Raw genomic sequence first — 25,051 nt, 5'->3', positions numbered from 1 at the left:
TTCTCACCATGTCAGATGTGTTCAAGAATATAGCTGACGCCGCCGGTAGCAGCAGCGTCAGACGGGGCTTTGCCGACCTTTTTTCAGCCTCCAAGGCGGCTTTGGACGAGATTCAGGCGGGTCTGGGCGGAATCCTTCCTTCCATGCCGGGTATGCCTGTCGCCAAGTTCGGCGACCTGTCCATCGGGATAGACATGCATCCTACCGTTACCCCTCCCTCTCCCATCATGCCTGTGCCTCATGTAGGCAAGGTGTACGACCTCATGGCAGACCTCATGGCCGGCATGGCGGCTGCCATGCCGCCTGCGGCTGATGGAGTGGCCGGAGTGGCGTGCAACATCCTCAAGAGTATGGCTCCGTCGGTCAAGGTGCATAACCAGTGGATTGCGCAGGCAGGTATCGGCATCGTGCATCTGCCGGCATTTGTATTGCATCCGGCTCCGTTGGTCAGCGGTATGTCCGAGTCCGAGATGTGGATGGGCAGTTCCACTGTTCTGGCGGACGGTGCGCCCTGTTCCTCCCTCACACATCCGGCACTCTCATGCAACATTGTGGGAATACCGACGATTCCCCGCAAGGGGAAGCCCAGGAAGGTGAGCAAGGCCCTGCTTGCCCCCACTTCCATGCTCTCCACCATCACATCCGTAGGAAATCCCGTGCTTGTGGGAGGACCGCCTACCATTGATGTATTTGCGCTGGCGATGAAGTTCGGACTGAAAGGCTTGGGCAAGATGTGGAAGAAGATAGGCGACCGCTTCCAGAACCTGATCGACAGGCTGAGGAAAAAAGGCATGAACAGGCTGGCGGACATTCTCCAGCCCATCAAGTGCAAGACTTTCGGTGAGCCGGTGGACGCTGCTACGGGCAGGGTCTATCACACCAATGCAGACTTTGAGCTTCCGGGTCCGATTCCCGTCGTATGGGAACGTACCTATTACAGTGATGCCGCCGTGGACGGTCCGTTGGGATACAATTGGCACCACAGCTACAATCTGGGAATACGGCAGCTGGAGGAAGGGGCGTTCGCATTCCGTCATGCTGACGGACGGGAGTCTTTCCTGCCCGTACTGAAACCCGGAGATTCCTATTTTGACCGCAAGGAACAGTTGTCTTGGACACTCGATGGCCGGGGTTACCTGCTTACGGACATCCGGGGACTGCAATACCGCTTTGACGGTCCTGAAAACCGTTTCGGTTACCGCATGGTGTCAGGCATTTCCACGAAGGACGGATTCCGGATCCGCTTCGAATACGCTTCGGGGGGAAGGCTGGCAGGAATCATATCCTCACGGGGAGAATTCCTGAAAGTGGAAACCGACGAGTCGGGACGGGTGCTCTGCGTTTCCGTGAATCAGGATGGCGAGGAGGTGAAGCTGGTCCGTTACCGTTACGATGACCGGGGCGACATGGTGGAAACGCTGGATGCGCTGGATGTCAGCAAGCATTTCGTCTATTCCGGCGGGCACCTGCTGGTGCAACTCACCAATCAGGGAGGCATGTCCTTCCATTGGGAATATGAAGGTAAGGGGGAGAATGCCCGCTGTGTGCATACATGGGGCGATGGAGGCGTGATGGAATATTTCATCCGTTACGGCAAGGGATATACCCATATCCGCAACGGGGAAAATGCCGAAACCGAATATTATTACGGTGAGGACAAACTCATCTATAAGATAGTGGATGCCAACGGAGGAATTACCCGCCGCCAATACAACAGCTTTCAGGAGCTGGAGGTCACGGTCAATCCCGAAGGCTATACCCGTAAGACCGCCTACAACGAGTTCGGTCAGCCGGTCCGGATAACGGACGAGAACGGGGAGGACACCTTCCTGGACTATGACGGCAATCGCAACCTCGTCTCGCTCTACACTCCGGGTGGAAAAAGGCTTTCATGGGACTATGACGGACTGGACCGCGTCGTCAGCCGGACCACACCGGGCGGAGAAACTGTGAAATATACCTACGAGGGAGGCGTACTGCGCACCATAACGGACGGGCAGGGACGGGTTTACACGCTCACGTTCAACGACAGGTACGATCTGGAACTGCTGCAGTTCCCCAACGGACTGTTCCGCCGGTGGGAGTACGACGGCAGGGGAAGGCTTGTACAGGCGGTGGATGTGAAAGGCAACGTTACCCGTTATGCCTACGACCGTGCGGACAACCTGATACGGCTGGAAGAGCCGGACGGCAACGTGCACCGGTTTGAGTACGATGCCATGGGGAACATGGTACATGCCAGCGACAACATCCGCGAGGTCAGGTTCACCTATGGGGCACTGGGAGTACTGAAAAGCCGCGAGCAGGAACGGCACCACATCACCTTCGGTTACAACAGCGAGTTGCAGCTCCGGCGCATCGGCAACGAGGCGGGCGACAACTATTTCTTCGAGCTGGACGGGTTGGGACAGGTCGTTACGGAAACCGGCTTCGACGGCCTGCGGCGTGAGTACGAGCGCGACGGTGCGGGCCGTGTCACCCGTGTGAACCGTCCCGGAGGAAAATGGACGGAATACCAGTACGACGGACTGGACAATATCCTGAAGGAGGAACAGTATGACGGGGAAGTCTCCCTCTACACGTATGACAAGGACGGCATGCTCGTCAAGGCGAAGAACAGCGAGAACCTGCTGGAGTTCACCCGTGACAGGAAGACAGGCCTGGTTACAGAGGAAAGGCAGGGAGAACACACCGTCAGCCGCACCTATGACGACGAAGGCTACTGCACCCGCATCACCAGCAGTCTGGGAGCGGACATCCGTCACACTTATGACCGGGAAGGCAACCTGCAGACCATGCAGGCAGGTGAAAGCTGGCAGGCATCCTGGGTGCGTGACAACACGGGATTGGAGGTGCAGCGCACCTTCTCCGGTGGCGTAACCGTCAGCACCGAGCGCGACCGTTTCGGGCGCGAGGTGCGCAAGTCGGTCCGGTCGGGCGGCATCGAGCGCGGGGCTTACCGCTACGAGTGGGGCGTCGCTAATCGGTTGCTCGCCAAGGAGAACGAGCTGACCGGAACGGTCATGCGCTACGACTACGACCGTTTCGACTTCCTTATCCGGCAGGAAACCATCCAGGGCTCGGAAACGGACGTGATTTACCGCGTGCCGGACTTCGTGGGCAACCTCTTTGAGACACCGGATAAGAAAGACCGCAAATACGGTGCCGGGGGAAAACTTTTGGAGGACCCGGATTGTTTCTATCACTACGATGATGAGGGAAACCTCATTTTCCGAGAGTTCAAGCAGTTGCAGGAAACGGGCGTAAGGTACGACCGCAAACGCATGGAGAAGGAACGCGGCATCCGTTGTCTGGCAACGGGTACGGGATGGCTCTACGAATGGGCGTCCAACGGAATGCTGAAGAAGGTTATACGTCCGGACGGAAGACCGGTGGAGTTCCGGTATGATGCGTTGGGACGACGCACGGCAAAGCAATACTTCGGAAAGATTACACGTTGGGTATGGGACAGAAACGTACCTATACATGAGTGGAGCTACAAAGTCATCGATATACAATCAGATGAGGAAGAAAGCACTCCGTTAAAGGAACCGACAGAAGACATCACTACCTGGGTGTTCGAGGCAGGCACTTTTGTTCCAACGGCGAAGATACAGGATGGCAAGCAATATTCCATTGTGTCCGACTATTTGGGTACGCCCATTCAAATGTATGATGAACAGGGAAACAAGACATGGGACTGTACACTGGATATCTATGGAAAAGTGCTTGCCATTGATAAGGGAACAGAGTTTGATTGTCCTTTCAGGTATCAGGGGCAGTATGAGGATGAGGAGACGGGACTATATTATAATAGGTTTAGGTACTACGATTCCAATGCAGGGAGCTACATTAGTCAAGATCCTATAGGATTGGAGAGCGATACTTTAAACTTCTATGATTATGTTTGCGACTTAAATGACGGGATAGATCCTTTGGGTTTATACAATCCCTATGGAAATAAAAAAGGAGGTGGGTTTAAAAAGAAACCAGGAAGGAAACCTAACAAAAAAACAAGTTTACATGGGAATTGTAGAACATCGACAAAACCTGCTGTACTATATGCACAGTATGATAGTGAAGGGAATTTTATGAAATATGGTATTACGCAAGAAATAGACAATCCTATGGCCAGATACAGAAATACAATACCTTCCGATTGGGAAGTTGTTGAAATGACAAGAGGAAATAGAAGTGATATGTTGGACTTAGAAAGAGAGTTAAGCGAGAAAGTTGGAGGCCCACTGAATCAAGAATCATGGGCAGGTACTAAAAGAGGTGATCCGTTAAGTCCAAAGGCAGAAGCTGTTCATACTAAAATGCAAAGTCATCATTAGTTTTAAAATTTATGGAAATAATATTGAATGTAGTTTACGGTGGAAACAATTTAGCAGAAACTACAACTGCTCCTATAGTAAGAGAAGTTCGTAGAATGTTGAAAAAATCTTTTTATTATTTTGACAATGAAGCCGTCAAACAAATTAAACTTTTTTTATTTTTTAATGGTGATATTACTTCTTATTGTGATAGTACTGGAGTATATCAGTCTAAATATTTTTCTAAAAAGAAGGAGTTTGTTGCAAATCTTTGTTTTGACGATAAAAAATGGTCAGGACACAAATTGGAAGATGCAAACTTTTTCCTATCAGAATTAGTGAAATTATTACTTCAGTGTGGTGTTTTGCTAAGGCTGAAATTAGAAAAAATAAACTATTCATTTAATATGAACGAGTATGAGCGATGTATTGATATAAAAACTGTCTTACCCTGACAGACACAGGTTGACTATTTCATCAGTATATTGGATGAACAGAGTAAGACAGTGAGTCAAACTTCCATGTCCTACTCTTGAATCTACTATTCATAGGACTTTTAAAGTAGGACGACACTGAAATATTCCACGTAATTATACTGTCTTACCCTAAAAATAGTTGACTGAACTTTTGATTTTTAAATAGAAAGCACATTTCTATTTTTCAAAGAAGCTTTTTTGAATTACACATTTGATTTGAATGTATATGGAGATAAGCAGGATTCAAATCTTTATAAATTTGCAATTGCTTGCTTTTTAGTAAACTTTAAATAGAAAAGGGATAGGATATACTTCAAACTGTCCAAGAACTCTTATTGAACACATAGCATAGTATGTATAAACAAGATATAAGTTTTTGGACAGCTTTCTATATCTATAAAAATAATACCAAGGCTATAAAACATTATTCCACATCACTCAACTCATGGTCCAAATCAAACCTCAACACATAAAAAATATCATTATCCACATAACCAAAACATCTGTTCCGCTGAGTGATTCTGAATTTTTTAATGCCTTTCTTCCATTATCTGAAAAATAACGCTTGCTTTTCTTGATCTTGTTATACGTTTTATAATCCAACCCATTGTCCGTTGCTATGGCATTCCAATCCAATTCTTCAAATTTGCGGAATGAATCAATAAACTCGTTTTGGTTCTCATTGTCAATAAGGGAAAATCCATGAGTGTCATCTATAAGGCTGGATCAAGTTTCCCTCCGCTGAAACGGGTCGTGATATACTTCTCGAGAGGCAATTCTCCCCTTTCAAACAAGATGGAATACAATTGCTTCTCCTTCCATATATTTCCTACCGGAATAGCAACTCCGTCTTTGGTTACAACAACCGGATGCTTCTCATACAAGGAGCGTATAAACGACAGAAGACAGGCCACACGGGCGGTGGCTTTGGCAACTGAACTGCCGGACACATCCGCTTTATCTGCCGGATAATGCGCATTCGGTTCCTGTTGGGGTGCATCATCCCAAAACGGATTACAGATGGCATGTGCCAATGTACTCTTGCACCGTTTCGCTTCGTCTATGATACGGGCTTCCGGTGCTATCGGCAAATCATTGATAGTTCTAAAACATAAGCCTAATAATCATAACTTTTTTAAAACCGGGTTTGTCGCTTCCGTTTTTTAAATTACCTTTGTAGTTACTTAGTTATAAATGAAACATATTCAATGATTAACAGCATATTATTAACTGATTTTACAGGCTTTGCAAATACCCGGTTTGATTTCACCAAAGGGATAAACGTCCTTATTGGCAAGAATGGTACGGGCAAGACGCACGTTCTCAAATGCTTGGCGGCAACTTTGCAGGCACGCCATGACTTCCTCGGCAAGAACTCAGCTTCCAAGGAACAGTTTGAGTATATCTTGGCGGAAGACATGATATTTTATTTCAAGCCGGATGTCATAGGCAACCTGGTCAACAAGGGAGTGCCTTCAGGCAGGGCAAACATTACAGTCACGATAGACGGCAAACTGTTGCAATACAGCTTCTCATCCGCATCCAAAACAACTGTAAAATTAGAAACGGACGAAAAGTGGGACGACCGCCACTTTATCTATATTCCCCCACGTGAGATGTTCTCTTTGTTCGAAGGCTTTATCGGTTTGAGCAGTAAACGTGAAATCTCATTTGACCAAACGTATATCAATCTGGCGCACGCGTTGTCACTCCCCATATTGCGTGAGTCGGAAGACAATCCGTTGAAACCGGCTATCGAGTTGCTGGAGCAGGAATTGCAGTTCAAAGTATTGCAGATGAACGGACGCTTCTATATACAGACGGAAAGCGGAAACATGGAAGCGCACTTGGTGGCAGAAGGACTCCGCAAGCTGGCTTCCATCTTGTACCTCATACTGAATGGGGAAATCAATGCGGACACCATCCTGTTCTGGGACGAGCCCGAAGCCAACCTGAATCCGGCTCTTGTGAAAGTCGTGGCAAAGTTTATCCGTGTGCTTCAGAAATGCGGCTTGCAGATTTTTGTTGCCACTCACGACTACCTGCTTACACATACGCTTTCTCTCTATTCCGAATACAAGGAGCACACGAACATATCCGTCAAGTTCTTCGGCTTGAAAAAAGAAGATAAGGGAATTATGGTAGAGGAAAGCGACACCTTGGCAGGCATACAGAACAATCCGATATTGGAGGAATATGCGGCTTTTTACGATTTGGAACAGCAATTCATCAACAGATATGAGTAATTTTCAGGAAAGCGGTATAAGCTTCAAGTTCAGCTCTCCCCAATGGGCTGTTGTCAAGTATGATGAACATTTGGCACACAAAAAGGTAAGCAATGCCTTGCAACCTACCAAGGCGGTGGACTTCTTGGGCATTCACGATAACAGACAGCTGTTTCTGGTCGAGGTGAAGAATTACAGGGGGCATACGCACGATGCGGAGACTCAGGAGGTTTTTCAGGCAAAAGGCGACGAGTTGATGCGCAGGATTGCTGTCAAAGTCAGGGACACGATTGCCACGGCAACCAATGCGGCACGTTTCTCAACCAACGATGAAGATTTTTTCACCCGGATTAACCGGTTGCTGCTTGACGGGCAGAAAAAGATAGTCATTATTGCCTGTATAGAACTGGATGTGGCAGATGAAAAAGGACATAAGGTCCGTATGAGTATTTGGATGCAAAAACTAAAGCAAAAGTTGTCTTGGTTACATGCTGCTAAAATTTCCATCAATCCGGTTGAAAATATTTCCGATGTATTGCCGGATGCGGAAATCTCGTTCTTATAGTCTCCCGTCAGATTCTAGTATCCTTTGCCACCGTTCTTTTATGCTCCCTTTTTATTGCGGATCGATTGCGTAGCCTGTTTATGTATTGTTTTCTGAAAAATAAATCCTGTATTTTCCTCTTGTTTAAAAGGAAAAAGATATATTTGCAAAAACAGACCCGTTAATCGGTTTGTTGCCGAACGGAAAGTGTTTGCTCGAATGAAAATAGAATATATTATTGAGGTTGCAGTGATTTTCGACGAAAAACGGAACTCCGGTACGAAACTTGATGCCTACATTTGCACTGTTAACAAAATGTTTCACTTAAAACCAATAGTTTATGGACTATACCCAAAAGATTAAGTTGCTGAACGAGTTAATGCTCAATGCAACACCGCAAAATGTAGATTTCACACCGCAAAACGGCAATTATTGTGTGGCACTGATAGCTACGCGGCCTGTTCACACTTGGGGATACCAAAAGCGTAACTTCAAGATTAAGGGACGCTTGGAAGAAGGCAAGACGGTCTCTGCCGATTTGATAGCGGAAAATGAAATGCTTTTTGGCGTGGAAGACCTGCCTTACGTGGCTCACGAGGGTGACCGTACCCCTATCTTCAAGATAATTCGTGCTTCCATTTTCTGTGCTTATGCGGGGTTGCAGCTTACAGACCTGCATCTGGGGATGCGGAAGATTGCCTGGTCAGATTATCCTTTCAAGAGACCGGATAAGGAAGAACAGGCAAAAGCGGAAATCAGATTTATGAAACGTTTGGCATCGGTAATGACTGTTCCGGATCATTGTGTGGTAGGACGTTCCGTGGTAACCCATCTCACTTCCACCCGTTTGCGGGATGTTATGCTGTACAACAAGGAGTACGAACCGTCCTTATATGGAAAGATAAAGGATTCAATAGAATCCTTATCTCCCTTTATTCCGGCAAAGGACCATGCCGATAATGTGGTTCCCGATGTATTTGTTTCGCAACAAGATTGGGAAAATCCTCGTGACACTTATGAACATCAGGTTATCATACTCAATGCCAAAAGCAAAAAGAAAGAACAGTTCTGGTGGGATTACCTGAAACTCAATATTTTCCTGAGCGATTTGGAGTATTATTTCGGCTACTATATTTTGATGAACCGTTGGCAGATTCCGATGATTCAGAGGTGGATTGCCGAATATCGCGAAAAAGGTTTCTTCGAGTCCCAGCGTGCGAAGGATTATCTTCTGTTCTATTTGAAAGCCGGAGAAAAGACACCGGTTCGTGTTTTAAACTCACAGGGAGTACAGGTTAAGATGAAGATGCTCAAGATAAGCCGGTAACATAATGTTTCTCATAGGGAAAAGCGGATTATGTATATTTCATAGGCATTTCTTTGTCGATAGAATGCATAATTGGCTTTTCCCTTTGTTTTTATGGTATATATTTATACTTTTGCCGTAAAAAAAATACCATCCGGTCGGTATTTTTTAGGGATATGGCGGAACAGGGATAGAATTCGGTTGCCGGAAGATGGAATAACAAAGACATAGAGGAACATCTCTGTTTTGAAATTCCACTTTCTGTTTGGGTTCCTCTATGCCGAACAAACCGACTAATCGGCTTATTTGAAAACAAATATAGCCAAAATTATGATGGTACAGGAAATTATGGATAAAAATATGTTGCGATAAGGTATCATGAAAGTGTTTATTGATTTATAAAAGCCTTTGGTTCATTTAGTTTATCTGAAAATGCATACATATTTAATAATATTAAAAACCAAATGTATTTTCATCTAAAAAAACTACTTTTGTGTAATACTAAAAAAGATTATCATGAAAGGAACAAAAGGTTCAGAAACAAAAGCTTTAATAAGGGAGACTGCATTCAAACAGTTTCTGACAAAAGATTACAGCATGGTCCCCCTAAAGGATATAGAGAAAAGCCTTAATCTGTCAAGAGGCTGTACTTCTTATCATTATCCGACAAAACAGGAATTGTTTATAGATGTCATCAACGTTTATATTTTAGACGTGCAGCGGGTAAAACATGCGTCAGATAATCTGTCAGGTTTGTCTTTATTCGAATACTTCAATCAATATGTTGACAACATTGCAAAAGCAATGGATAGACTTTCTCAGTTTGTCATGCCGGAAGCTAATATTAATGGTACGCGTGCGTATATGAGTCTGATTTTGCAGGCTGAAAAATATTATCCCGGATTTCACCAGATGCTGAGTGAGATTGAAAAAAATGAGATGGCGCAGTTAAGACAGGTTGTTGTCAAAGCACAAAAGGACGGTGAGATACGCAGCTCTTGCAATACAGATTTGCTTGTTCAACAAATCAGATTGATTTTCTTGGGTAAATCATATCAGGATGCATTAAGAAATGGATTAGATGTGAATTCCTTAAGAGAACAATTGTACTTTATATATTTTCTAATTAAAAACAAGTAAGAAAATGAAAAATGATGTTTTTATTACGGGAACATCTTGTTATTTCCCTAATAAACCGGTCTCTAATGAGGACATGGAAGAGTTTTTAGGATTGATTGCAGGAAAACATTCAAGAGTTAAGCCTGTCATCTTAAAGCAGAATGGTATCAAACAACGTTATTATGCACTCACAAAAAGACAGGAAATAACGCATACAAATGCGGAAATGGCGGCTGATTCAATACGGAAGCTGTTACAGGATTCTTCTGTTTCGGAGTCGGATATTGAATTGTTGGCATGTGCAACCTCAAGTCCGGATCAGATGCTTCCGTCCCATGCTTCTATGGTTCACGGATTGCTGAAAAACAAGCCGATGGAAATCTTTTCTGCTTCAGGTATCTGCTTGTCATGCCTTCAGGCATTTAAAACCGCCTTTTGGGGTATTTTATCAGGAGAAAAAAAGAATGCGATATGTAGTACTTCAGAATTGACTTCGGCTACACTGCTTTCAAAGAACTATGATATTGAATATGAAAAATGTGCCGATATAGGAACACAGCCCTATATGGCACTGGAGAAAGATTTTTTGCGTTTTATGTTGAGCGATGGCGCCAGTGCTGTATTGCTTCAGAATCAACCGGGTAAGGAAAAGGCTTTAAAAGTTGAGTGGGTAGAAATGACTTCATTTGCAAATGAATTGCCCACGTGTATGTTTATGGGAGCAGAGAGTAAAGATGACGGGGAGTTGAAAAGTTGGAAATCATTCAGCAGTCAGGAAAGGATAGACCGTTCACTGTTTGTTGTAAAACAAGATGTAAAACTGCTGGGAAACTGTGCTGTACGATATTGGGCTAAGCACATTAAGTATTGTCTTGAAAAACATAATGTATTGCCGGATACAATTTCCTATGTTCTTCCTCACGTTTCTTCCATGTTTTTTTATGATAAAATAATAAATGAGCTTGAACAAGTGGGGATTGGAATCGACGAGAGCAAATGGTTCACTAATTTGCCGGAAGTCGGAAATATTGCTTCAGCAGCCATATTTGCAATTCTGGATCAATTCTGGAAGACACATAAGCTCGTGCCGGGAGAAAAAATACTGCTGCTTGTCCCTGAAAGTGGACGCTTTTCTTATGGAACAGTGCTATTAAGTGTCGTATAAATTTGGAAATAAACGATAAATAACGTATTTTTGCGCTGTTAAAACGACATAGTATAGTATCATATATCATCTTCCAAACGAAAAGTGGAAAATTTCAAAGAGATAAGATGGAATATGACGGCTTGCGCTATATTAAAATATATAGCACAGGTGCGTCAGCATCATCTCTAGGTATTTCACTACCGCGTTGGGGTGTTGATTGCATCTGTGCTATTTTTTATAATATAGGCAGTAGGATGGACCCGAATTTGAAACAGCGGATTATAGAGGAGGCATACAGGTTATTCATCACAAAAGGAATGAAGCAGACCTCATTCTGCGATGTGGCTGTCGCCGTGCATAAATCCAAAGGGGCTGTCATACACTACTTTCCTTCCAAAAAGAAACTGATTGATGCGGTTGTCAGAATGCGTTTTTTCCCCGACTCGCAGATTTCTTGTGAAATGTATTCCTTGGCTGACAAGGATTGGAATGAGTTTTTAAGGCAATACAGGAATCCGATAGAACGGGTGATAAACAGTTTTCCCGAACATCTGAATGGCAATCTCCTGATATGTTATATGCAGTTTGTTTCCTCCGCCCATGAATACATGGACGAATTTCCACAAATGTATCAGCAACTCCTTGTCCGGGAACAGGACTTTCTTTCCAATGTGGCTTATGGTCATAAAATAAGTTTGAAGGATGCCAAGGCATTCAGCAGACAGGCATTGAACACTTCTATTGGTAAGACTTTCTTGGGGATGTTTTCGGAAATTTAGGCCCGCATTCCTTTCCTTTTCCTCCCTTTCAGTTCATTCCGTTGTCTTTTAGGCTGATAAATGATAAAACTTTACTTGCTCGAACCTGTTTTTTTTCATTATTCTTGGAAAAGGCTTATCTTTGCAAAACAAACCGACTGGTCGGTTTATTTTGCAAATAATTTTAATAGAATATAATGAATTAAAAAGTGAATAATTGGAAAGTAGGAATAAATTGTTGAAATCTTTGCGCCGGCAACCGCTTCTTGCCAAAATAGCGGTAGGATATATGGCCAAGATTGTAGTCATAAGTGGTATTGCTTACGTTGGCATCTGCGAATGGAAAGAGACTAAGGCCAGGGAAATGGAAGTACTGATGATTAACCGGAAAAAGCATGAGATAAATGATATATATGTGAAAATGCTCAGGCTTTCTTTCTTCTGTGAAACCTTTATGGAGTGGAGTGAGCAGGATTTTTTATTATTTCAGAAGCGGAGACGGCACATTGACAGCCTGTTGTGTAGCTTGAGGTACTCCTCTTCCGGCTCACATACAGACAGCATCCGTAATTTGTGGAGAGCCAAGGAGCGGTATATGCGGGAAATCATATATTGGGTACACAGGCAGGAGGAAGCCGACCGGGAAATTGCAGCGCAGATTCCGGCCATTGCCAGACAGAGTGAACGGGAAAATGCCCCCAAAGGGGGATTCCTGAAGAGGTTGTTCGCAAAACGCCACAAGGCGGATACTCCTTCTGCCGCATCCATGCTTCATGAACTTAACCGGAGCGTGGTGGGCAGACAGCAGGCGTATGCCCGGAAGCTGGCAGAACGGACGGACAGCTTGGATGGGATGAACAGAAGGCTGAACGTGCAGTTGCGGCAGATGATTGAGAATATGGACGGAACGGTACAAGCGGAATTGAAGAGACAGGAAGAAGAAGTTGCGGAAGCCGGGAAACGGTCATTTGCCACGGTCATCGGTCTGACGGCATTCATGGTTTTGCTGCTGATATGGTCCTATATGGTGATACACCGGGATATGATGCGTATAAACCGTTATAAAAAAAGGCTGGAAGGCACAGTCCGTCAGTTGGAGCAGACCGTTCTTGAAAACGAGGAACTGATTGAGGCAAGAAAGAAAATCATGCTGGCCGTAACCCATGACTTGCGCGCGCCGCTTGCTTCTATCAGCAGCTATGCGGAATTGCTTTCCACGGAAAGAGAAGTGTCGAAGTGCAGGGAATACAGCCGGAACATACGGCAGGTGGCGGGACATATGTCTTCCATGCTGAATTCCCTGTTGGGATTTTTCCGGTTGGAGAGTGGCGGGGAAAAGGCCGTTCCTGTCCCGTTCAGGTTATGTTCCGTCACCGAGATTTTGGAAACGGATTTTATGCCGCTGGCAGCAGGAAAAAACCTTTTGCTGAACGTACTGAGTGCCGGAGATGCGGTTGTTATAGGAGATAGGGACAGGATAATACAGATAGGAAGCAACTTGTTGTCCAATGCAATCAAGTTTACGGAGCGGGGAAGTGTAACGGTTCGCACACAATTTGACCAGGGCATATTGACGCTTATCGTGGAAGATACCGGCACCGGAATGGACGATGAGGAGCAGACACGCATTTTCACTGCATTCGAGAGGCTTCCCAATGCGATTGCGGAAGAAGGGGTCGGACTGGGACTTTCAATAGTAAAAGGTCTGGTCGGATTGTTGGACGGCAGGATTGAAGTGGCAAGCCGGAAAGGGGTGGGCAGCCGGTTCACTGTCTGTCTTCCTTTGGCTGTGGCAGAGGAAGCGATGGCGGAGAGCGGCAGGAGCCGGATTTCCGTACAGTCCTATACGGTACTGGTATTGGACAATGACACCGTTTTGCTGGCGGCAATCAGGGAAATGTTTGCGTATCACGGGGTGGCTTGCACGGTATGTGAGAACACGCGTGATCTGATGGAGCATGTCCGCAGCCGTAGTTATGACCTTTTGATTACGGATTTGAAAATGCCCCGGACAAACGGATTCGAGGTGTTGAATCTCCTGCGCATGGCCAATGTGGGAAACTCACGGAGCATTCCGGTTATCGCGAGTACCGCATCGGGAAACTGCGATACGGGGGATTTGTATGCGGCAGGGTTTTCGGGCTGTTTGAAAAAGCCGTTTTCCGCCGAAGAACTTTTGCAGGTATGTACGGAATGTCTGGGAAGTGAAAGGCAGTCTGAACAGATAGACCTCGATGCCCTGCTGAAATATGGGAACAGGAGGAAGATGCTGGATACCCTGATTCGGGAGACAAGGAAGGATATGGAGGCTATGGCTGAATGTGCAGAAAAGAATGATCATGAGGCACTGAAAGAATGGATACATCATCTGACAGGCTCATGGGAGATCATTCATGCCGGCAAGCCGCTGCGTGAGTTGTTCGCACTGATTCAGGATTCGGGAGAGTTTTCTGTGGACGAGTTCGGGCGGACTGTACAGCAGGTATTGGATAAAGGAAAAGAAATAATATGTTTGGCACAACAGGCTAAGAAGGCTTATGAGAGTAATTGTTGTTGAGGACAATGTCTTGTTCTGTAATTATATCTGCAATTTTTTGCAGAAGGCGGATTTGGATACTGTAAGGACTTACAGGCTGGCACAGGCTAAGAAGATCATTGGGACATCCGTCCGTGAGGATGACATCGTATTGGCGGATTTAAGATTGCCTGACGGGGAAAGTACCACGCTGTTGCAGTGGATGAGGGAGAACGGCTATATGCATCCGTTCATCATGATGACTAATTATGAAGAGATACATTCTGCGGTTCATACCATGAAGCTGGGTGCGGAAGATTATATCCTCAAACCGCTGGTTGAAACCAGGCTGCTGCCCGTCATCAAAAAAATAAGGACGGTGAACGAGGCTTTCACCAAGGTAATCTATGAACGCAAAAGCCCCCCTTTTTGCGAGTTGAACCGGTACATTCACATGGTAGCGCCGACGGATATGACGGTACTGATATTGGGAAGCACCGGAACGGGAAAGGAACACCTGGCAAAAAAGATTCACAGGCAGAGCCTCAGATCCGGCAAGCCGTATGTAACGGTCGATTGCGGCAGTTTGTCCAAAGAGCTGGCACCTTCCGCCTTTTTCGGCCATGTCAAGGGGGCGTTTACCGGAGCCACAGAGGAAAAGGCAGGATATTTTCAGGAAGCGCAGGGAGGCACCCTGTTCATGGATGAGGTGGAGAACCTTTCGATAGAAACGCAGCGGATGCTGTTGCGTGCCATGGAGGAACGGCGGTATCGTCCGGTAGGCGGACAACGGGACAGGCTGATGGATGTGCGCATCATTGCGGCCACCAATGAGGATTTGCAGGAGGCTGTTGCGGAAAAGCGTTTCCGGAAGGATCTGCTTTATCGCTTTCAGGATTTTACCATCACCGTACCTGCATTGCATAATTGCCTGGAGGATATACTGCCTTTGGCGGATTTTTTCCGGGAGCAATCTTGCGGGTTGCTCCGGAAAGAGGTCTTGGATTTTGACGAACCGGCAAAGAAGATGCTGCTGGGATACAGTTGGCCGGGAAATGTACGGGAACTGAAGCAGGTCATTCATGCGGCGGTATTGATATGCAAAGGAAAACTGATTACCCCCAATTCCTTACGGCTCCAATATACGGGAGAGCCCGTTTCTGACCCCATGGGGAAAGAGAAGATAGACAAGTGTTTGCAGAAAGATGAAAGAAGAAACATAGAGCAGATCAAGACGGCTCTTTCCATCTCTAAAGGGAACCTGACACAGGCAGCGGCCTTGTTGGGAATCAGCCGCCCGACCCTTTACAAGAGAATGAGCCTGCACGGAATTTCCAGATAGGTTTGTTTGCGATACAGTTTTCCCCCTCATCAAAGGAAAATCGAATTTGTCTTGCCGGCCGCATTTGCCGAATCTTTTCGTGGAAATTTTCCTTGCGGCTTCGCCGTGGAAAATTTTCACGAAAAAGAATGCGGCGGCAATCCAGATTCGATTTGAAAAACGATTACAGGGGCAAACTGCGACCGACGTGACGCATGGATAAAGGATATGGGCTGCTTGAAGAGGCCGTGTTTCATAATCCATGAAATTCCACATATCCAGCCGGAATACAGGTCTTATGAAAGTCTTGCTGTAAAAAAGCGGAAGGCATGAGAAGACAGGGGGCTCCAGCTCCCTCTGTTCTGCATGGTTTTGTCTTGCCTGCCCGCCTGCTCTTTTTCTGATGTCGGATGCGCAGGCTTTTTCCCTTCTGCCTCACGTATCTTCTCTCTTTCCGTTCATTCACTTCCCTTCTTCTCCGTTCACGGTTTAGCCGTTGGAAACAGTCATGTTTATGACATCTGACGACATTTGATGACATCTGATGACACCTTTTTGAAAATCAGCATATTATTTGGAAATACCCCATACCTTTGAAGCGTCAAAGCGATTCATTAACCCCTAAAAGAAAAGGTATGGCACAAGAAAAGACCCCGAACGAAAAGCCCAAACGGACCCGGAAACCGAAGGCCGGAAGTGATGCTCTTCCGGTGGAACAGATTACGGAATTGATGCTGGTTCATAACAAGAACGATCCGAAATTCGGTGTACAGGCTGTCAGTGAAATTGACAAGGACGGAAAAGCGAAGACGGTTCCGGCGGACGAGAAGAATGAAAATTCATTCCTGAAATTCGACAAGAATTCGAGTATTCTCGAAAACTTCATCAAGAATTTTTGGAGCCAGCTCAAGGAACCTACCCATTTCCGCCTGCTCCGCATGACCTACCACGACTACAAGGTGAACAAGCAGGCCATCAGGGATTTGTCGGAGGGAAAGCAGACGGATGCGGTGAAAGAGTTCCTCAAACGCTACGAAATCCGTCCGAGAGAAAACAAGAAGGAACAAAGTGTAAACCAAAAAGAAACAACAGCTATGGCAGACAAAGAGACACAACCGCAGGAACCCCTGCAACAGAGCGAAGTACAGCAGGCGGCACAGCAACAGCAGCAGCCCCAGGCTCAACAGGCAGCGCAGGAGTCGCAAGGACCGCGTTACCGGTATAATGAGAACATGGTCAACTGGGAGGAGTTGGAAAAGGTCGGAATCTCAAAGGCTTCGCTGGAACAGCAGGGACTCCTTGATTCCATGCTGAAGGGCTACAAGACCAACAAACTGGTGCCCCTGACCATCCATCTTTCCGGTTTGCTGACAGCCAAACTGGATGCAAGGCTCTCACTCATCCCGCAACAGGACGGACAGGTAGGACTGGCCATTCACGGCATACGCAAGGAACCGCAGTTGGAACGTCCTTATTTCGGGTTTAACTTTAACGAGGAGGACAAGAAGAACCTGCGTGAGACCGGCAACATGGGGCGTGTGGCGGAACTCAATCTGCGCGGCAGTGAATATACCCCCTGTCTGATTTCCATCGACAAGAGCACCAACGAGCTGGTTGCCGTCCGTCAGGAGCACGTTTACATCCCGCAGGAAGTGAGCGGGGTCAAACTTACCGCAGAGGAAATCAGGCTGCTGAAGGAGGGACAGCCTGTCAAAGTGGAGGGCATGACTTCCAAAGCGGGCAAGGAATTCGATGCCACGCTCCAGTACAGTGCCGAGCGCAGGGGACTGGAATTCATCTTTCCGAAAAACCAGATTTTCAACGAACGTTCCATCGGAGGCGTGCCTCTCTCGCCCACCCAGATAAAAATGCTCAGCGAAGGACATACCATCCTGGTGGAAGACATGAAGTTCAGGAACAGGAATGACACCTTCTCGTCCTTTGTAACGATAGACAAGGTAACGGGGCGCCCGAACTACACGCGGCACAATCCGGAAACCGGAGAGATTTATATTCCAAAGGAAATCTGCAACGTGCAGCTGACTGCCGAAGACAGGGAAACCCTGCGCAAGGGACAGCCGGTCTATCTGGAAAACATGATCGGGCGCAACGGGGAGGAATTCTCCTCGTTCGTCAAGCTGGATATGAATACCGGCAGGACGATGTATTCACGCACGCCGAACGGATTCAACGAGCAGCAGGCACCGCGTATTCCGGCGGAGGTTTACGGGCACGTGTTCACGGCACAGGAAAAAGCGAACCTCCAGGATGGCAAGACTTTGCTTGTCGAAGGGCTGAAAAACAACGGGCAGACCTTCAGTTCCTACCTGAAAGTCAATCCCTATTCCGGGCAGTTGCAGTATTTTCAGGAAAATCCGGACATCCGCAGGGACACTTCCCGCCGTGCCGCACAGACGGAAACCGCACAGGGACAGCAGCAGGAGCAGAAGAAGGGTGCATCGCAGGCGGTATAGACCTGCCCGGAGAGAAACAGAATCAATCATACAAACCTAAAAAAAACGAATCGTATGAATACGGATCAGAATACCCGTCATATTTATAAGACGGAAGATATCGACTGGGACGGTCTGAAGGCCGCAGGTATCAGTAAGAAACAACTGGAAGCGGAAGGCAACATGGAACTGTTGCTGCAAGGAAAGGAAACGGGCATCGTTCCGCTGAAACTCCATATTTCGGTCCTCAGCCTGACAATGGATGCCACGCTGAAGCTGGTACCCGACGGCAACGGCAGGCCGGTTATGGAAATAAACGGTCTCCGTCAGAAGGAGGAGGCGGCAGTTTGACCGGGAAACAATAAGTATAACTCACGTTCCGTGCCGTTCCTGACGGTACGGAACATCAAAAGGAAAAAGAATATGATAGCGATAGTGACTGACAAGCCCAATGTGGGCAGAGAGATAGCAAGGGTTTTGGGAGCTGACAGAAAAGAGAACGGATATATGAGCGGAAACGGATACATGGTAACATGGACATACGGCAACATGCTTTCCCTGGCGATGCCGAAAGATACCGGTACGGCATGGGTGGAGCGGGAGAACTTCCCCCTGCTGCCGCCTCCTTTTCTGACGGTACGGCATGTAAAGACGGACACGGGATGGAATCCCGACATCAATGCGGTGCTCCAGTTGAAGGTGATAGCCGGGGTGTTCGATGCGTGTGACACCATTGTTGCGGCAACCGACGCTTCCCGCGAGGGGGAAATGCTGTTCCGGTATCTTTATCGTTTTTTGGGATGCAGGAAACCTTGCCTCCGCCTGTGGATCTCCTCCTTGACGGACGAAGCCATTGCCAAAGGAATGGAAAACCTTCGTCCCTGCAGCCTGTTCGACAACTTGTTTTTGGCGGCAGACAGCCGCAACAAGGCCGACTGGCTTCTTGGAGTCAATTCGAGCTATGCCGTCTGCAAGGCGGTCGGTTTCGGGAACAACTCGCTTGGAAGGGTACAGACCCCTGTATTGGCAGCAATAAGCGGACGGTACAGGGAAAGGGAAAATCACATTCCTGCAGACAGCTGGCCCGTATTCGTCAGCCTCTGCAAGAACGGGAAGATAATAAAGATGCGGCATGTGGAAGATTTCTGCAACCGCCGGGATGCCCTGGAACTTTACGAGGACTGCAAGGCGGCAGGATATGCCCGTATCACGGCGGTCAACAGCCGGACTGAGGAAATCACCGCACCTGCCCTTTATAACCTGACCGGGCTTCAGAAGGATGCGAACCGTTACCATAACCTGACAGCCATACGGGTGCAGGAAATTACCCAAAGCCTGTATGAGAAAAAACTGATCTCCTGCCCGCGCACTTCCAGCCGTCTGCTGCCCGAAGATGTGTATGGCATGTTGCCTCCGGTTATGGAAAAGCTGCTGTCCGGCAAGGAATTCCGTCAATATGCCGGTATGATCGACCTTGCTGCAAGGAAAGGCGTAACCGGAAATCAGGACACGGCGGAGCATCATGCCATTGTCATCACCGGCATACAGCCGGGGGAACTGGACAGGGAGGAAAGGCTGGTTTACACCCTTGTTGTCGGCAGGATGCTTGAAACGTTCATGCCGCCCTGCAAGGTGGAATATACGACAGTTGAAGCGGTCTGTGCCGCACGCAAGTTCCGAATCCGTACATACCGCATTTTGGAAGCGGGGTGGCTCGGTATCTTTCATAGGGAACGGCTTGTCGCGGAAGACAACGACCTCTGTCCCGTATCCCCTGAACTTTTTCGGGAGGAGAAGCTGCCGGTAACGGGATGCAGCCTTATACACAGGAAATCGCTGCCCGCTGCCCCTTATACGGATGAGGAACTGGCGGACTATATGGACAAGACCGGTCTGGGAACCGCATCCACGCGCACGAATATCATCCGTACGCTTCTGGAGCGTAAATATATCCGGTATTCGGGCAAATACATTATCCCGACCCCAAAAGGTCTTCTTTTATATGAAACGGTACGCGGAATGAAAGTGGCTGACGCCTCCCTCACCTCCGGCTGGGAAGCGGAGCTGGCACGGATTGAACGGGGAGAACTCACACAGAAAGAATTTCTGGATGGCGTATTGGAAACGGTAAATGAGGTTACCGGTGAGATTTTCCGGAAACTTTCGGAAGATGAACGGCCGCATGGTTCCATATAGACGGCCGGGCGGAAGGTACGGAACAGAAGAGGTGCAGACTGGGGTCTGTGCCTCTTTTTTATATATGTACAAGATACGTTTTTCCGCTTTTAAGCGGCAAAGGTCTTGGATTGCCTCGTTTTTGCCGCAAGGCGGCCCCTTTCAGGGGCTGGTCGGCTAAAAGAAAATCATCCTTGCTTCGCTGCGGTATTTTCTTTTGCCAAGCCTTGCGCAAAAAGGCAATCCAAGGGCCGGAGGCCTATAAAATCGGGAAAACATATCCCGATGGGATTATTCATTCTTAAAAATTTAAAGACATGAAACTGAAACTCATCGAAAACATCTGCAGGCAAGTGGTCGCACTGGTTCTGCTTACAGGAATATGCCTGCTTTACTGCAAGGGCGTCATTCCCGTGTACCTGTCTGTCCTGTTCCTTATGTCCGGAACACTGGTCCGTCTCGCCTTCAGGACATTCACCTTTGTCTTGAAAACAATCCTTGTCCTGATTGTCATGGGCATACTTGTATAATCATTAAATGCAGAAGATATGAGAACTTACACATTTACCTCCTCGGCTCCGGTCATGCCGGCTGCATGGCCTGCCACAAACCGGACAACACCTGTCAAAAGACAGCCTCCCTGTACGACAGACGGACCCAGACGTATCGGCTACTATCTGGAACCGTTGAAAGGCATCGCCTCGAATCCGGACAGGCAGAGAATCCTGAAGGATTTTTTCAAGGAAACTTATGTATAACATTTTAAATTTTACCATTATGTTTTTTCAAGCAATCAACCAAATGATTACGACAGGCACAGACCTGAGTATCAACATCAGACGGGTAAACGACAATCTGACGGTAGCCGTCGTTCCCAGACGGTCGGGAGTAAAGGCCGGCGAACGCATTGTCCCGCTCATCCTGAACGGTACGCCGGAAGAACTGGATGCAGGATTCCTGCAGGCTGTCGGTGCACCCGTACAGAAAGCGCAAGGTATCCTTACCAACCTGGAATCGTTCGAGAAGCAGGCAGAGCAGGCGGTTTCACAAAGCAAAACCTCCAAGCCTACGGTGGAAAAGGAGTCCAAGGAAGCCCGTGAAAAACGGGAAAAGATGGAAAAACTGCTGAAGAAAGCTGAGGATGCCACGGCAGGAAAGCATTATTCCGAAGCATTGACCTGGCTCAGGCAGGCTAAGGTACTGGCACAGCCGGACAAACAGACGGACATTGACAAAAAAATGGCGGAAGTGCAGAAGAAGGCATCCGAGGGAAGTCTGTTCGACATGGTACAGCCGCCGGTAACTGCTCCACAGCCATCCTTGCAGCAATCGGCTCCACAACTGATGGCAGCCCCGACGCCACAATACCGGAGCGGAGAGCAAGTTCCGATGTTCATGCCCGAACAGCCTGCCCCGGCTCCGCAACCCGTTGCACAGCCGCAAGTCCAGCCCGTACAATATAGGCAACCTGCACCGCAACCGGTTCCTCAGCAGGCTGCTCCACAACCGCAAGACATCCAGTTCCATCAACCGGTACAGGTGCCGCAACCGCAATTGGCGGACAATCGCTGGATACAACAACCGGCTCCGTCACAGTATGCAACGGTGCAGGAGGCTGCAATGTATAACTTCGACAAGGATTACGAGGATGACCGGGAGCTGCTCAGGGAGGACCCTTATGCGGAATATCCGGACTTTCCGAAGGAATGCCGCATGACGGATATGGCACAAATGGATATGGTATATTGTTAAACCCTATAAAAGAAAAATAATATGGCACTTGAAATCAAAGGATTACAGAGAGTATTCAAATTTAAGAAGGACTCCATGGAGCTCGTGTTGGATGATCCGAACAGCGAACTGTCCGTAAACGAGGTGATGGACTTCTATTCCATGACCTACCCTGAACTGACCACGGCAACGGTACATGGTCCTGAGTGGGAGGACGACAAGGCGGTTTACCGCTTCAAGACAACCATCGGAGTGAAAGGGTAAGCGATATGAACAAGAAAAAAAAGGATAAGGAAACATGCAGACAGCTTTCAGAACAAGCCAAGGATGGACTGGCACGGCTGATTATTCTCTCAGTAAGTTCGTCCCACATCCGAAGGGGAACCTCGGAACGGAAAAGAAGGATACTTCCGCCACCGGGAAGCACAATGCTTTTCTGACCGGTAGAATCACACCCCTTGCACCGGATTATTGGCATCAGGATATGGATAATGATTCTCCGGTCAATCTCACGACTCCGGAAAATTTTGACTATCTCTACCGGTCGGCATCAAGATATGCGGAACTTATGGGCATAAAACTCCCTTTCCGATACAGGAAAGGGGGGTGCCCCCGCCTGAATATTACCGAGTTGTACAGAGTTATGGAAGAGTGTGTACCGGAGTGTATCAATCTGGAAAAGAAAAGCGGAAGGCTGCATTTCTGTCTGTTCCGCCATCACGACTGGCCGGAACCTGCTTTGTTCTGGATTCCGGTTGATTTTACGGAACGGCTTCCGGTACCATTGAAGGACATTGTCAGGGAATTCATCCGGCAATTTGTCCGGCATCACGGGCTGTACGATGTTACCGAGACATTTTATTATGACTTTGCCATAGAAGAGCTGGAAGACTGGGGAAACCGGGATTCCGATGCTTCCCCGAAGGAAATCAGGGCGAACAGACGACTGGCGGATTCCTATCAGTCTGGAAAACGGATGAAAGCACTCAGACGGATGTCGGGCAAACCGTTCTGCAAGTCTTTGGAAGAGGCTGTGCGGAATTACCGGACAAAAAAGGAAAAAGAGCTGAAGCTGTTGGAACTGATAGAGGACGGCATGGCATTGATTACTCCGGAAAGCCCGGTCCTGACAGGCTACCAGTACGATTGGGCTTATGAAGAGGAATGCGATTTTCCCCCGGTGGGAATGGAAAGCCAGGTCATGCTGGTCTATTCTACTGGTGATACGCTGACGGAGTGTGTCAAGGAGTATATGAATTCGGACTACCGGGAGGTCTATGCCCTTACTCCGGTCACTTACAAGCTACTGACACCGGAAACGGACTGTCTTTTTCAGATGGATGACTATCCGGAAAGGCTTTCCAGATGGTTGGTGCGTTTTACAGACTATATTGATGACAACTTTTAAAACGAATGAAATGAATGAACTGACTAAGAAACTTCAACAGGTGATGGTTCCCAAAGCGGCACTGATTGCTTACGAATACAGTGATGGCCGCTATGGACACGGGACATATTATCTCGAACTGCATCCGATCAACGACAGAGGCCGGATGGAGGCTGCCGTCCCCGTTACGTATGAATTTATGGACTCCCTTGTGGAATACTATACGGATAACCGGCAGGATGTACCGCATGGGAAAATCCCCGCCAATATGCTGTGGTGCGATACACGCAAGGGACACGAGAGGTACATCTGGTACAATCCTCCGGGAAAACGGCAGATGTTCTTTTCCGAAAGGCTGAATATTCCGGACGGGACATTCCATGTACCCGGTGTCATTTACAGGGTTTCCGGTGACAGACTGGAAATTTTTGCCTATAAGGGAGAAGCACCGGCAGAAGACAGCCCGCTTTTCCTTGCCCCGTTTTTCAATGTAACGGGAAGCAGTGTCTGTCTGGGAAATGCCTCGTTGACTCCTCCGGAAAACATGACTTTCTCAAAACTCCTTGAGCATTGGGAAAAACGCTTCTGGCTCAGTGAATTTTCCCATTTGGGAGGAAGCAGGAATCCCACCGAAAGCAATCTGGTTTCGGTGACGGAAAAGGCACGGACCAATCCGTTTGACTATAACGAATTGAAACCTATGGACAGACAACTTAAAGACTTATTGGTATGAAAAAGATTCATTATACAGACAGATACCTGCTCAATCCCCACCATCCCGTAACCGTTTTCATAATCGGTGCAGGCGGAACCGGATCGCAGGTGGCCACCAATCTGGCAAGGATGAGTATCGCATTGCAGGCACTCGGACATCCGGGCCTGCACGTGACGGTTTTTGACCCCGATACTGTCACGGAAGCGAACATCGGACGCCAGTTGTTCAGCGAATCCGAGCTCGGACTGAACAAGGCGGTGGCACTTGTAACCCGTATCAACCGCTTTTTCGGCTTTTCATGGGAGGCAAAAGGGCAATGCTATCCGTCAGGAACATCAGATTCCGTTTTGGCGAATATCATCATCACCTGCACGGACACCACCCGTTCACGGACCGGTCTGTGGCGTTTTTTGAAAAAGCATAGGGAACGTTCATACGATGACGAGAAATCACCGATATACTGGATGGATTTCGGCAATGCCCAGACCACCGGACAAGTACTGATAGGAAATGTCAAAAGCAAGATACCGCAGCCCTCCTCCACTGAATACCTGCCTATACCCAAGATGAACGTCATAACGGAGGAAGTTCCTTATTCCACCATCAGGGAGAAGGATTCGGGACCGAGCTGCTCGCTGACGGAGGCATTGCAAAAGCAGGATCTCTTCATCAATTCCATGTTGGCACAAATCGGATGCGACGTCCTGTGGCGCATGCTCAGGGAAGGAAGAACGTTCTACCGGGGAGCCTATCTCAATCTTGACACGTTACGGGTAAACCCCATCCCGGTATAGAACACAAAAAGGCGTTTTCCTATTGTCTGGGCAGACAAAGGGAAACTGCCTTTTTTATATTTCCCTCAC

Annotated in this window: 21 protein-coding genes; 20 read left to right on the top strand and 1 reads right to left on the bottom strand. The window is 47.6% G+C overall.

All coding sequences use genetic code 11. The annotated features are described in order from the left end of the window. The first annotated feature begins 8 nt into the window (after nt 1-8). A complete protein-coding gene (locus GKD17_RS19460) occupies nt 9-4,337 on the top strand; it encodes a DUF6531 domain-containing protein (RefSeq protein ID WP_007832792.1) in 4,329 nt (1,442 codons plus the stop codon). An 11-nt stretch (nt 4,338-4,348) separates the two neighbouring features. After that, entirely contained in the window at nt 4,349-4,771 is a 423-nt protein-coding gene (locus GKD17_RS19455; protein ID WP_007832794.1) for an Imm12 family immunity protein, read from the top strand. Between the two features lie 734 nt (nt 4,772-5,505). On the opposite strand, the gene GKD17_RS23480 is transcribed toward GKD17_RS19455, so the two are convergent. Then, complete coding sequence (locus GKD17_RS23480) at nt 5,506-5,883, bottom strand: hypothetical protein (protein WP_007832800.1); 378 nt, start codon at nt 5,881-5,883, stop codon at nt 5,506-5,508. Between the two features lie 117 nt (nt 5,884-6,000). Between GKD17_RS23480 and GKD17_RS19445 the strand changes: the two genes are divergently transcribed. From GKD17_RS19445 to GKD17_RS19360, 18 genes are all read left to right on the top strand, one after another. Then, nucleotides 6,001-7,038, top strand: a complete 1,038-nt coding sequence (locus GKD17_RS19445) for an AAA family ATPase (protein WP_007832801.1) — start codon at nt 6,001-6,003, stop codon at nt 7,036-7,038. Further along, the gene (locus GKD17_RS19440) at nt 7,031-7,582 is read left to right on the top strand and encodes a hypothetical protein (RefSeq protein WP_007832802.1); all 552 of its coding nucleotides are present in this window, start codon (nt 7,031-7,033) and stop codon (nt 7,580-7,582) included. The genes GKD17_RS19445 and GKD17_RS19440 overlap by 8 nt, the downstream gene beginning before the upstream one ends. A gap of 319 nt (nt 7,583-7,901) precedes the next feature. Then, on the top strand, nt 7,902-8,888 hold the full coding sequence (locus GKD17_RS19435; RefSeq protein WP_007832804.1) for a hypothetical protein: 987 nt from the start codon (nt 7,902-7,904) through the stop codon (nt 8,886-8,888). A gap of 495 nt (nt 8,889-9,383) precedes the next feature. Then, nucleotides 9,384-10,007, top strand: coding sequence for a TetR/AcrR family transcriptional regulator (locus tag GKD17_RS19430; RefSeq protein ID WP_007832805.1), 624 nt, complete (start codon nt 9,384-9,386; stop codon nt 10,005-10,007). Nucleotides 10,008-10,011: 4 nt separating this feature from the next. Further along, the gene (locus GKD17_RS19425) at nt 10,012-11,151 is read left to right on the top strand and encodes a beta-ketoacyl-ACP synthase III (RefSeq protein WP_007832806.1); all 1,140 of its coding nucleotides are present in this window, start codon (nt 10,012-10,014) and stop codon (nt 11,149-11,151) included. A gap of 236 nt (nt 11,152-11,387) precedes the next feature. Further along, nucleotides 11,388-11,912, top strand: coding sequence for a TetR/AcrR family transcriptional regulator (locus tag GKD17_RS19420; RefSeq protein ID WP_005858561.1), 525 nt, complete (start codon nt 11,388-11,390; stop codon nt 11,910-11,912). 196 nt (nt 11,913-12,108) lie between these two features. Beyond that, on the top strand, nt 12,109-14,448 hold the full coding sequence (locus GKD17_RS19415) for a hybrid sensor histidine kinase/response regulator (RefSeq protein WP_170272841.1): 2,340 nt from the start codon (nt 12,109-12,111) through the stop codon (nt 14,446-14,448). Next, nucleotides 14,429-15,748 (top strand): sigma-54-dependent transcriptional regulator, encoded by a 1,320-nt coding sequence (locus GKD17_RS19410; protein WP_007832810.1) that lies wholly within the window; start codon nt 14,429-14,431, stop codon nt 15,746-15,748. The genes GKD17_RS19415 and GKD17_RS19410 overlap by 20 nt, the downstream gene beginning before the upstream one ends. Nucleotides 15,749-16,362: 614 nt before the next feature. Further along, complete coding sequence (locus GKD17_RS19405; protein ID WP_007832813.1) at nt 16,363-18,201, top strand: DUF3945 domain-containing protein; 1,839 nt, start codon at nt 16,363-16,365, stop codon at nt 18,199-18,201. A gap of 54 nt (nt 18,202-18,255) precedes the next feature. Next, nucleotides 18,256-18,531: a DUF4099 domain-containing protein gene (locus GKD17_RS19400; RefSeq protein ID WP_004288697.1), complete on the top strand. Its 276-nt coding sequence runs from the start codon at nt 18,256-18,258 to the stop codon at nt 18,529-18,531. Nucleotides 18,532-18,603: 72 nt separating this feature from the next. Beyond that, on the top strand, nt 18,604-20,376 hold the full coding sequence (locus GKD17_RS19395; RefSeq protein ID WP_007832816.1) for a DNA topoisomerase: 1,773 nt from the start codon (nt 18,604-18,606) through the stop codon (nt 20,374-20,376). A 296-nt stretch (nt 20,377-20,672) separates the two neighbouring features. Then, nucleotides 20,673-20,885 (top strand): hypothetical protein, encoded by a 213-nt coding sequence (locus GKD17_RS19390; RefSeq protein WP_080549494.1) that lies wholly within the window; start codon nt 20,673-20,675, stop codon nt 20,883-20,885. Nucleotides 20,886-20,903: 18 nt separating this feature from the next. Next, a complete protein-coding gene (locus GKD17_RS19385) occupies nt 20,904-21,113 on the top strand; it encodes a hypothetical protein (protein ID WP_005858546.1) in 210 nt (69 codons plus the stop codon). A 19-nt stretch (nt 21,114-21,132) separates the two neighbouring features. Next, the gene (locus GKD17_RS19380; protein ID WP_032935767.1) at nt 21,133-22,107 is read left to right on the top strand and encodes a PRTRC system protein E; all 975 of its coding nucleotides are present in this window, start codon (nt 21,133-21,135) and stop codon (nt 22,105-22,107) included. Nucleotides 22,108-22,128: 21 nt separating this feature from the next. After that, nucleotides 22,129-22,350, top strand: a complete 222-nt coding sequence (locus GKD17_RS19375; protein WP_005802570.1) for a PRTRC system protein C — start codon at nt 22,129-22,131, stop codon at nt 22,348-22,350. Nucleotides 22,351-22,384: 34 nt separating this feature from the next. After that, on the top strand, nt 22,385-23,494 hold the full coding sequence (locus GKD17_RS19370) for a hypothetical protein (protein WP_007832828.1): 1,110 nt from the start codon (nt 22,385-22,387) through the stop codon (nt 23,492-23,494). 10 nt (nt 23,495-23,504) lie between these two features. Beyond that, nucleotides 23,505-24,206, top strand: coding sequence for a prokaryotic E2 ligase family D protein (locus GKD17_RS19365; protein ID WP_032935770.1), 702 nt, complete (start codon nt 23,505-23,507; stop codon nt 24,204-24,206). Then, nucleotides 24,203-24,982, top strand: coding sequence for a PRTRC system ThiF family protein (locus GKD17_RS19360; RefSeq protein WP_007832830.1), 780 nt, complete (start codon nt 24,203-24,205; stop codon nt 24,980-24,982). Before GKD17_RS19365 ends, GKD17_RS19360 begins: the two co-directional genes overlap by 4 nt. The last annotated feature ends 69 nt before the right edge of the window (nt 24,983-25,051 follow it).

The sequence above is a fragment of the Phocaeicola dorei genome (genome assembly GCF_013009555.1).
Taxonomy (GTDB): domain Bacteria; phylum Bacteroidota; class Bacteroidia; order Bacteroidales; family Bacteroidaceae; genus Phocaeicola; species Phocaeicola dorei.
The sequence above is the reverse complement of the archived record's forward strand: the minus strand, read 5'-3'. Positions and strand labels throughout refer to the sequence as shown.

Coding starts and splice junctions, on each gene's coding strand:
- GKD17_RS19460 (WP_007832792.1), top strand. CDS start 9: ATGTCAGATGTGTTCAAGAATATAGCTGACGCCGCCGGTAGCAGCAGC.
- GKD17_RS19455 (WP_007832794.1), top strand. CDS start 4,349: ATGGAAATAATATTGAATGTAGTTTACGGTGGAAACAATTTAGCAGAA.
- GKD17_RS19445 (WP_007832801.1), top strand. CDS start 6,001: ATGATTAACAGCATATTATTAACTGATTTTACAGGCTTTGCAAATACC.
- GKD17_RS19440 (WP_007832802.1), top strand. CDS start 7,031: ATGAGTAATTTTCAGGAAAGCGGTATAAGCTTCAAGTTCAGCTCTCCC.
- GKD17_RS19435 (WP_007832804.1), top strand. CDS start 7,902: ATGGACTATACCCAAAAGATTAAGTTGCTGAACGAGTTAATGCTCAAT.
- GKD17_RS19430 (WP_007832805.1), top strand. CDS start 9,384: ATGAAAGGAACAAAAGGTTCAGAAACAAAAGCTTTAATAAGGGAGACT.
- GKD17_RS19425 (WP_007832806.1), top strand. CDS start 10,012: ATGAAAAATGATGTTTTTATTACGGGAACATCTTGTTATTTCCCTAAT.
- GKD17_RS19420 (WP_005858561.1), top strand. CDS start 11,388: ATGGACCCGAATTTGAAACAGCGGATTATAGAGGAGGCATACAGGTTA.
- GKD17_RS19410 (WP_007832810.1), top strand. CDS start 14,429: ATGAGAGTAATTGTTGTTGAGGACAATGTCTTGTTCTGTAATTATATC.
- GKD17_RS19405 (WP_007832813.1), top strand. CDS start 16,363: ATGGCACAAGAAAAGACCCCGAACGAAAAGCCCAAACGGACCCGGAAA.
- GKD17_RS19400 (WP_004288697.1), top strand. CDS start 18,256: ATGAATACGGATCAGAATACCCGTCATATTTATAAGACGGAAGATATC.
- GKD17_RS19395 (WP_007832816.1), top strand. CDS start 18,604: ATGATAGCGATAGTGACTGACAAGCCCAATGTGGGCAGAGAGATAGCA.
- GKD17_RS19390 (WP_080549494.1), top strand. CDS start 20,673: ATGAAACTGAAACTCATCGAAAACATCTGCAGGCAAGTGGTCGCACTG.
- GKD17_RS19385 (WP_005858546.1), top strand. CDS start 20,904: ATGAGAACTTACACATTTACCTCCTCGGCTCCGGTCATGCCGGCTGCA.
- GKD17_RS19380 (WP_032935767.1), top strand. CDS start 21,133: ATGTTTTTTCAAGCAATCAACCAAATGATTACGACAGGCACAGACCTG.
- GKD17_RS19375 (WP_005802570.1), top strand. CDS start 22,129: ATGGCACTTGAAATCAAAGGATTACAGAGAGTATTCAAATTTAAGAAG.
- GKD17_RS19370 (WP_007832828.1), top strand. CDS start 22,385: ATGCAGACAGCTTTCAGAACAAGCCAAGGATGGACTGGCACGGCTGAT.
- GKD17_RS19365 (WP_032935770.1), top strand. CDS start 23,505: ATGAATGAACTGACTAAGAAACTTCAACAGGTGATGGTTCCCAAAGCG.
- GKD17_RS19360 (WP_007832830.1), top strand. CDS start 24,203: ATGAAAAAGATTCATTATACAGACAGATACCTGCTCAATCCCCACCAT.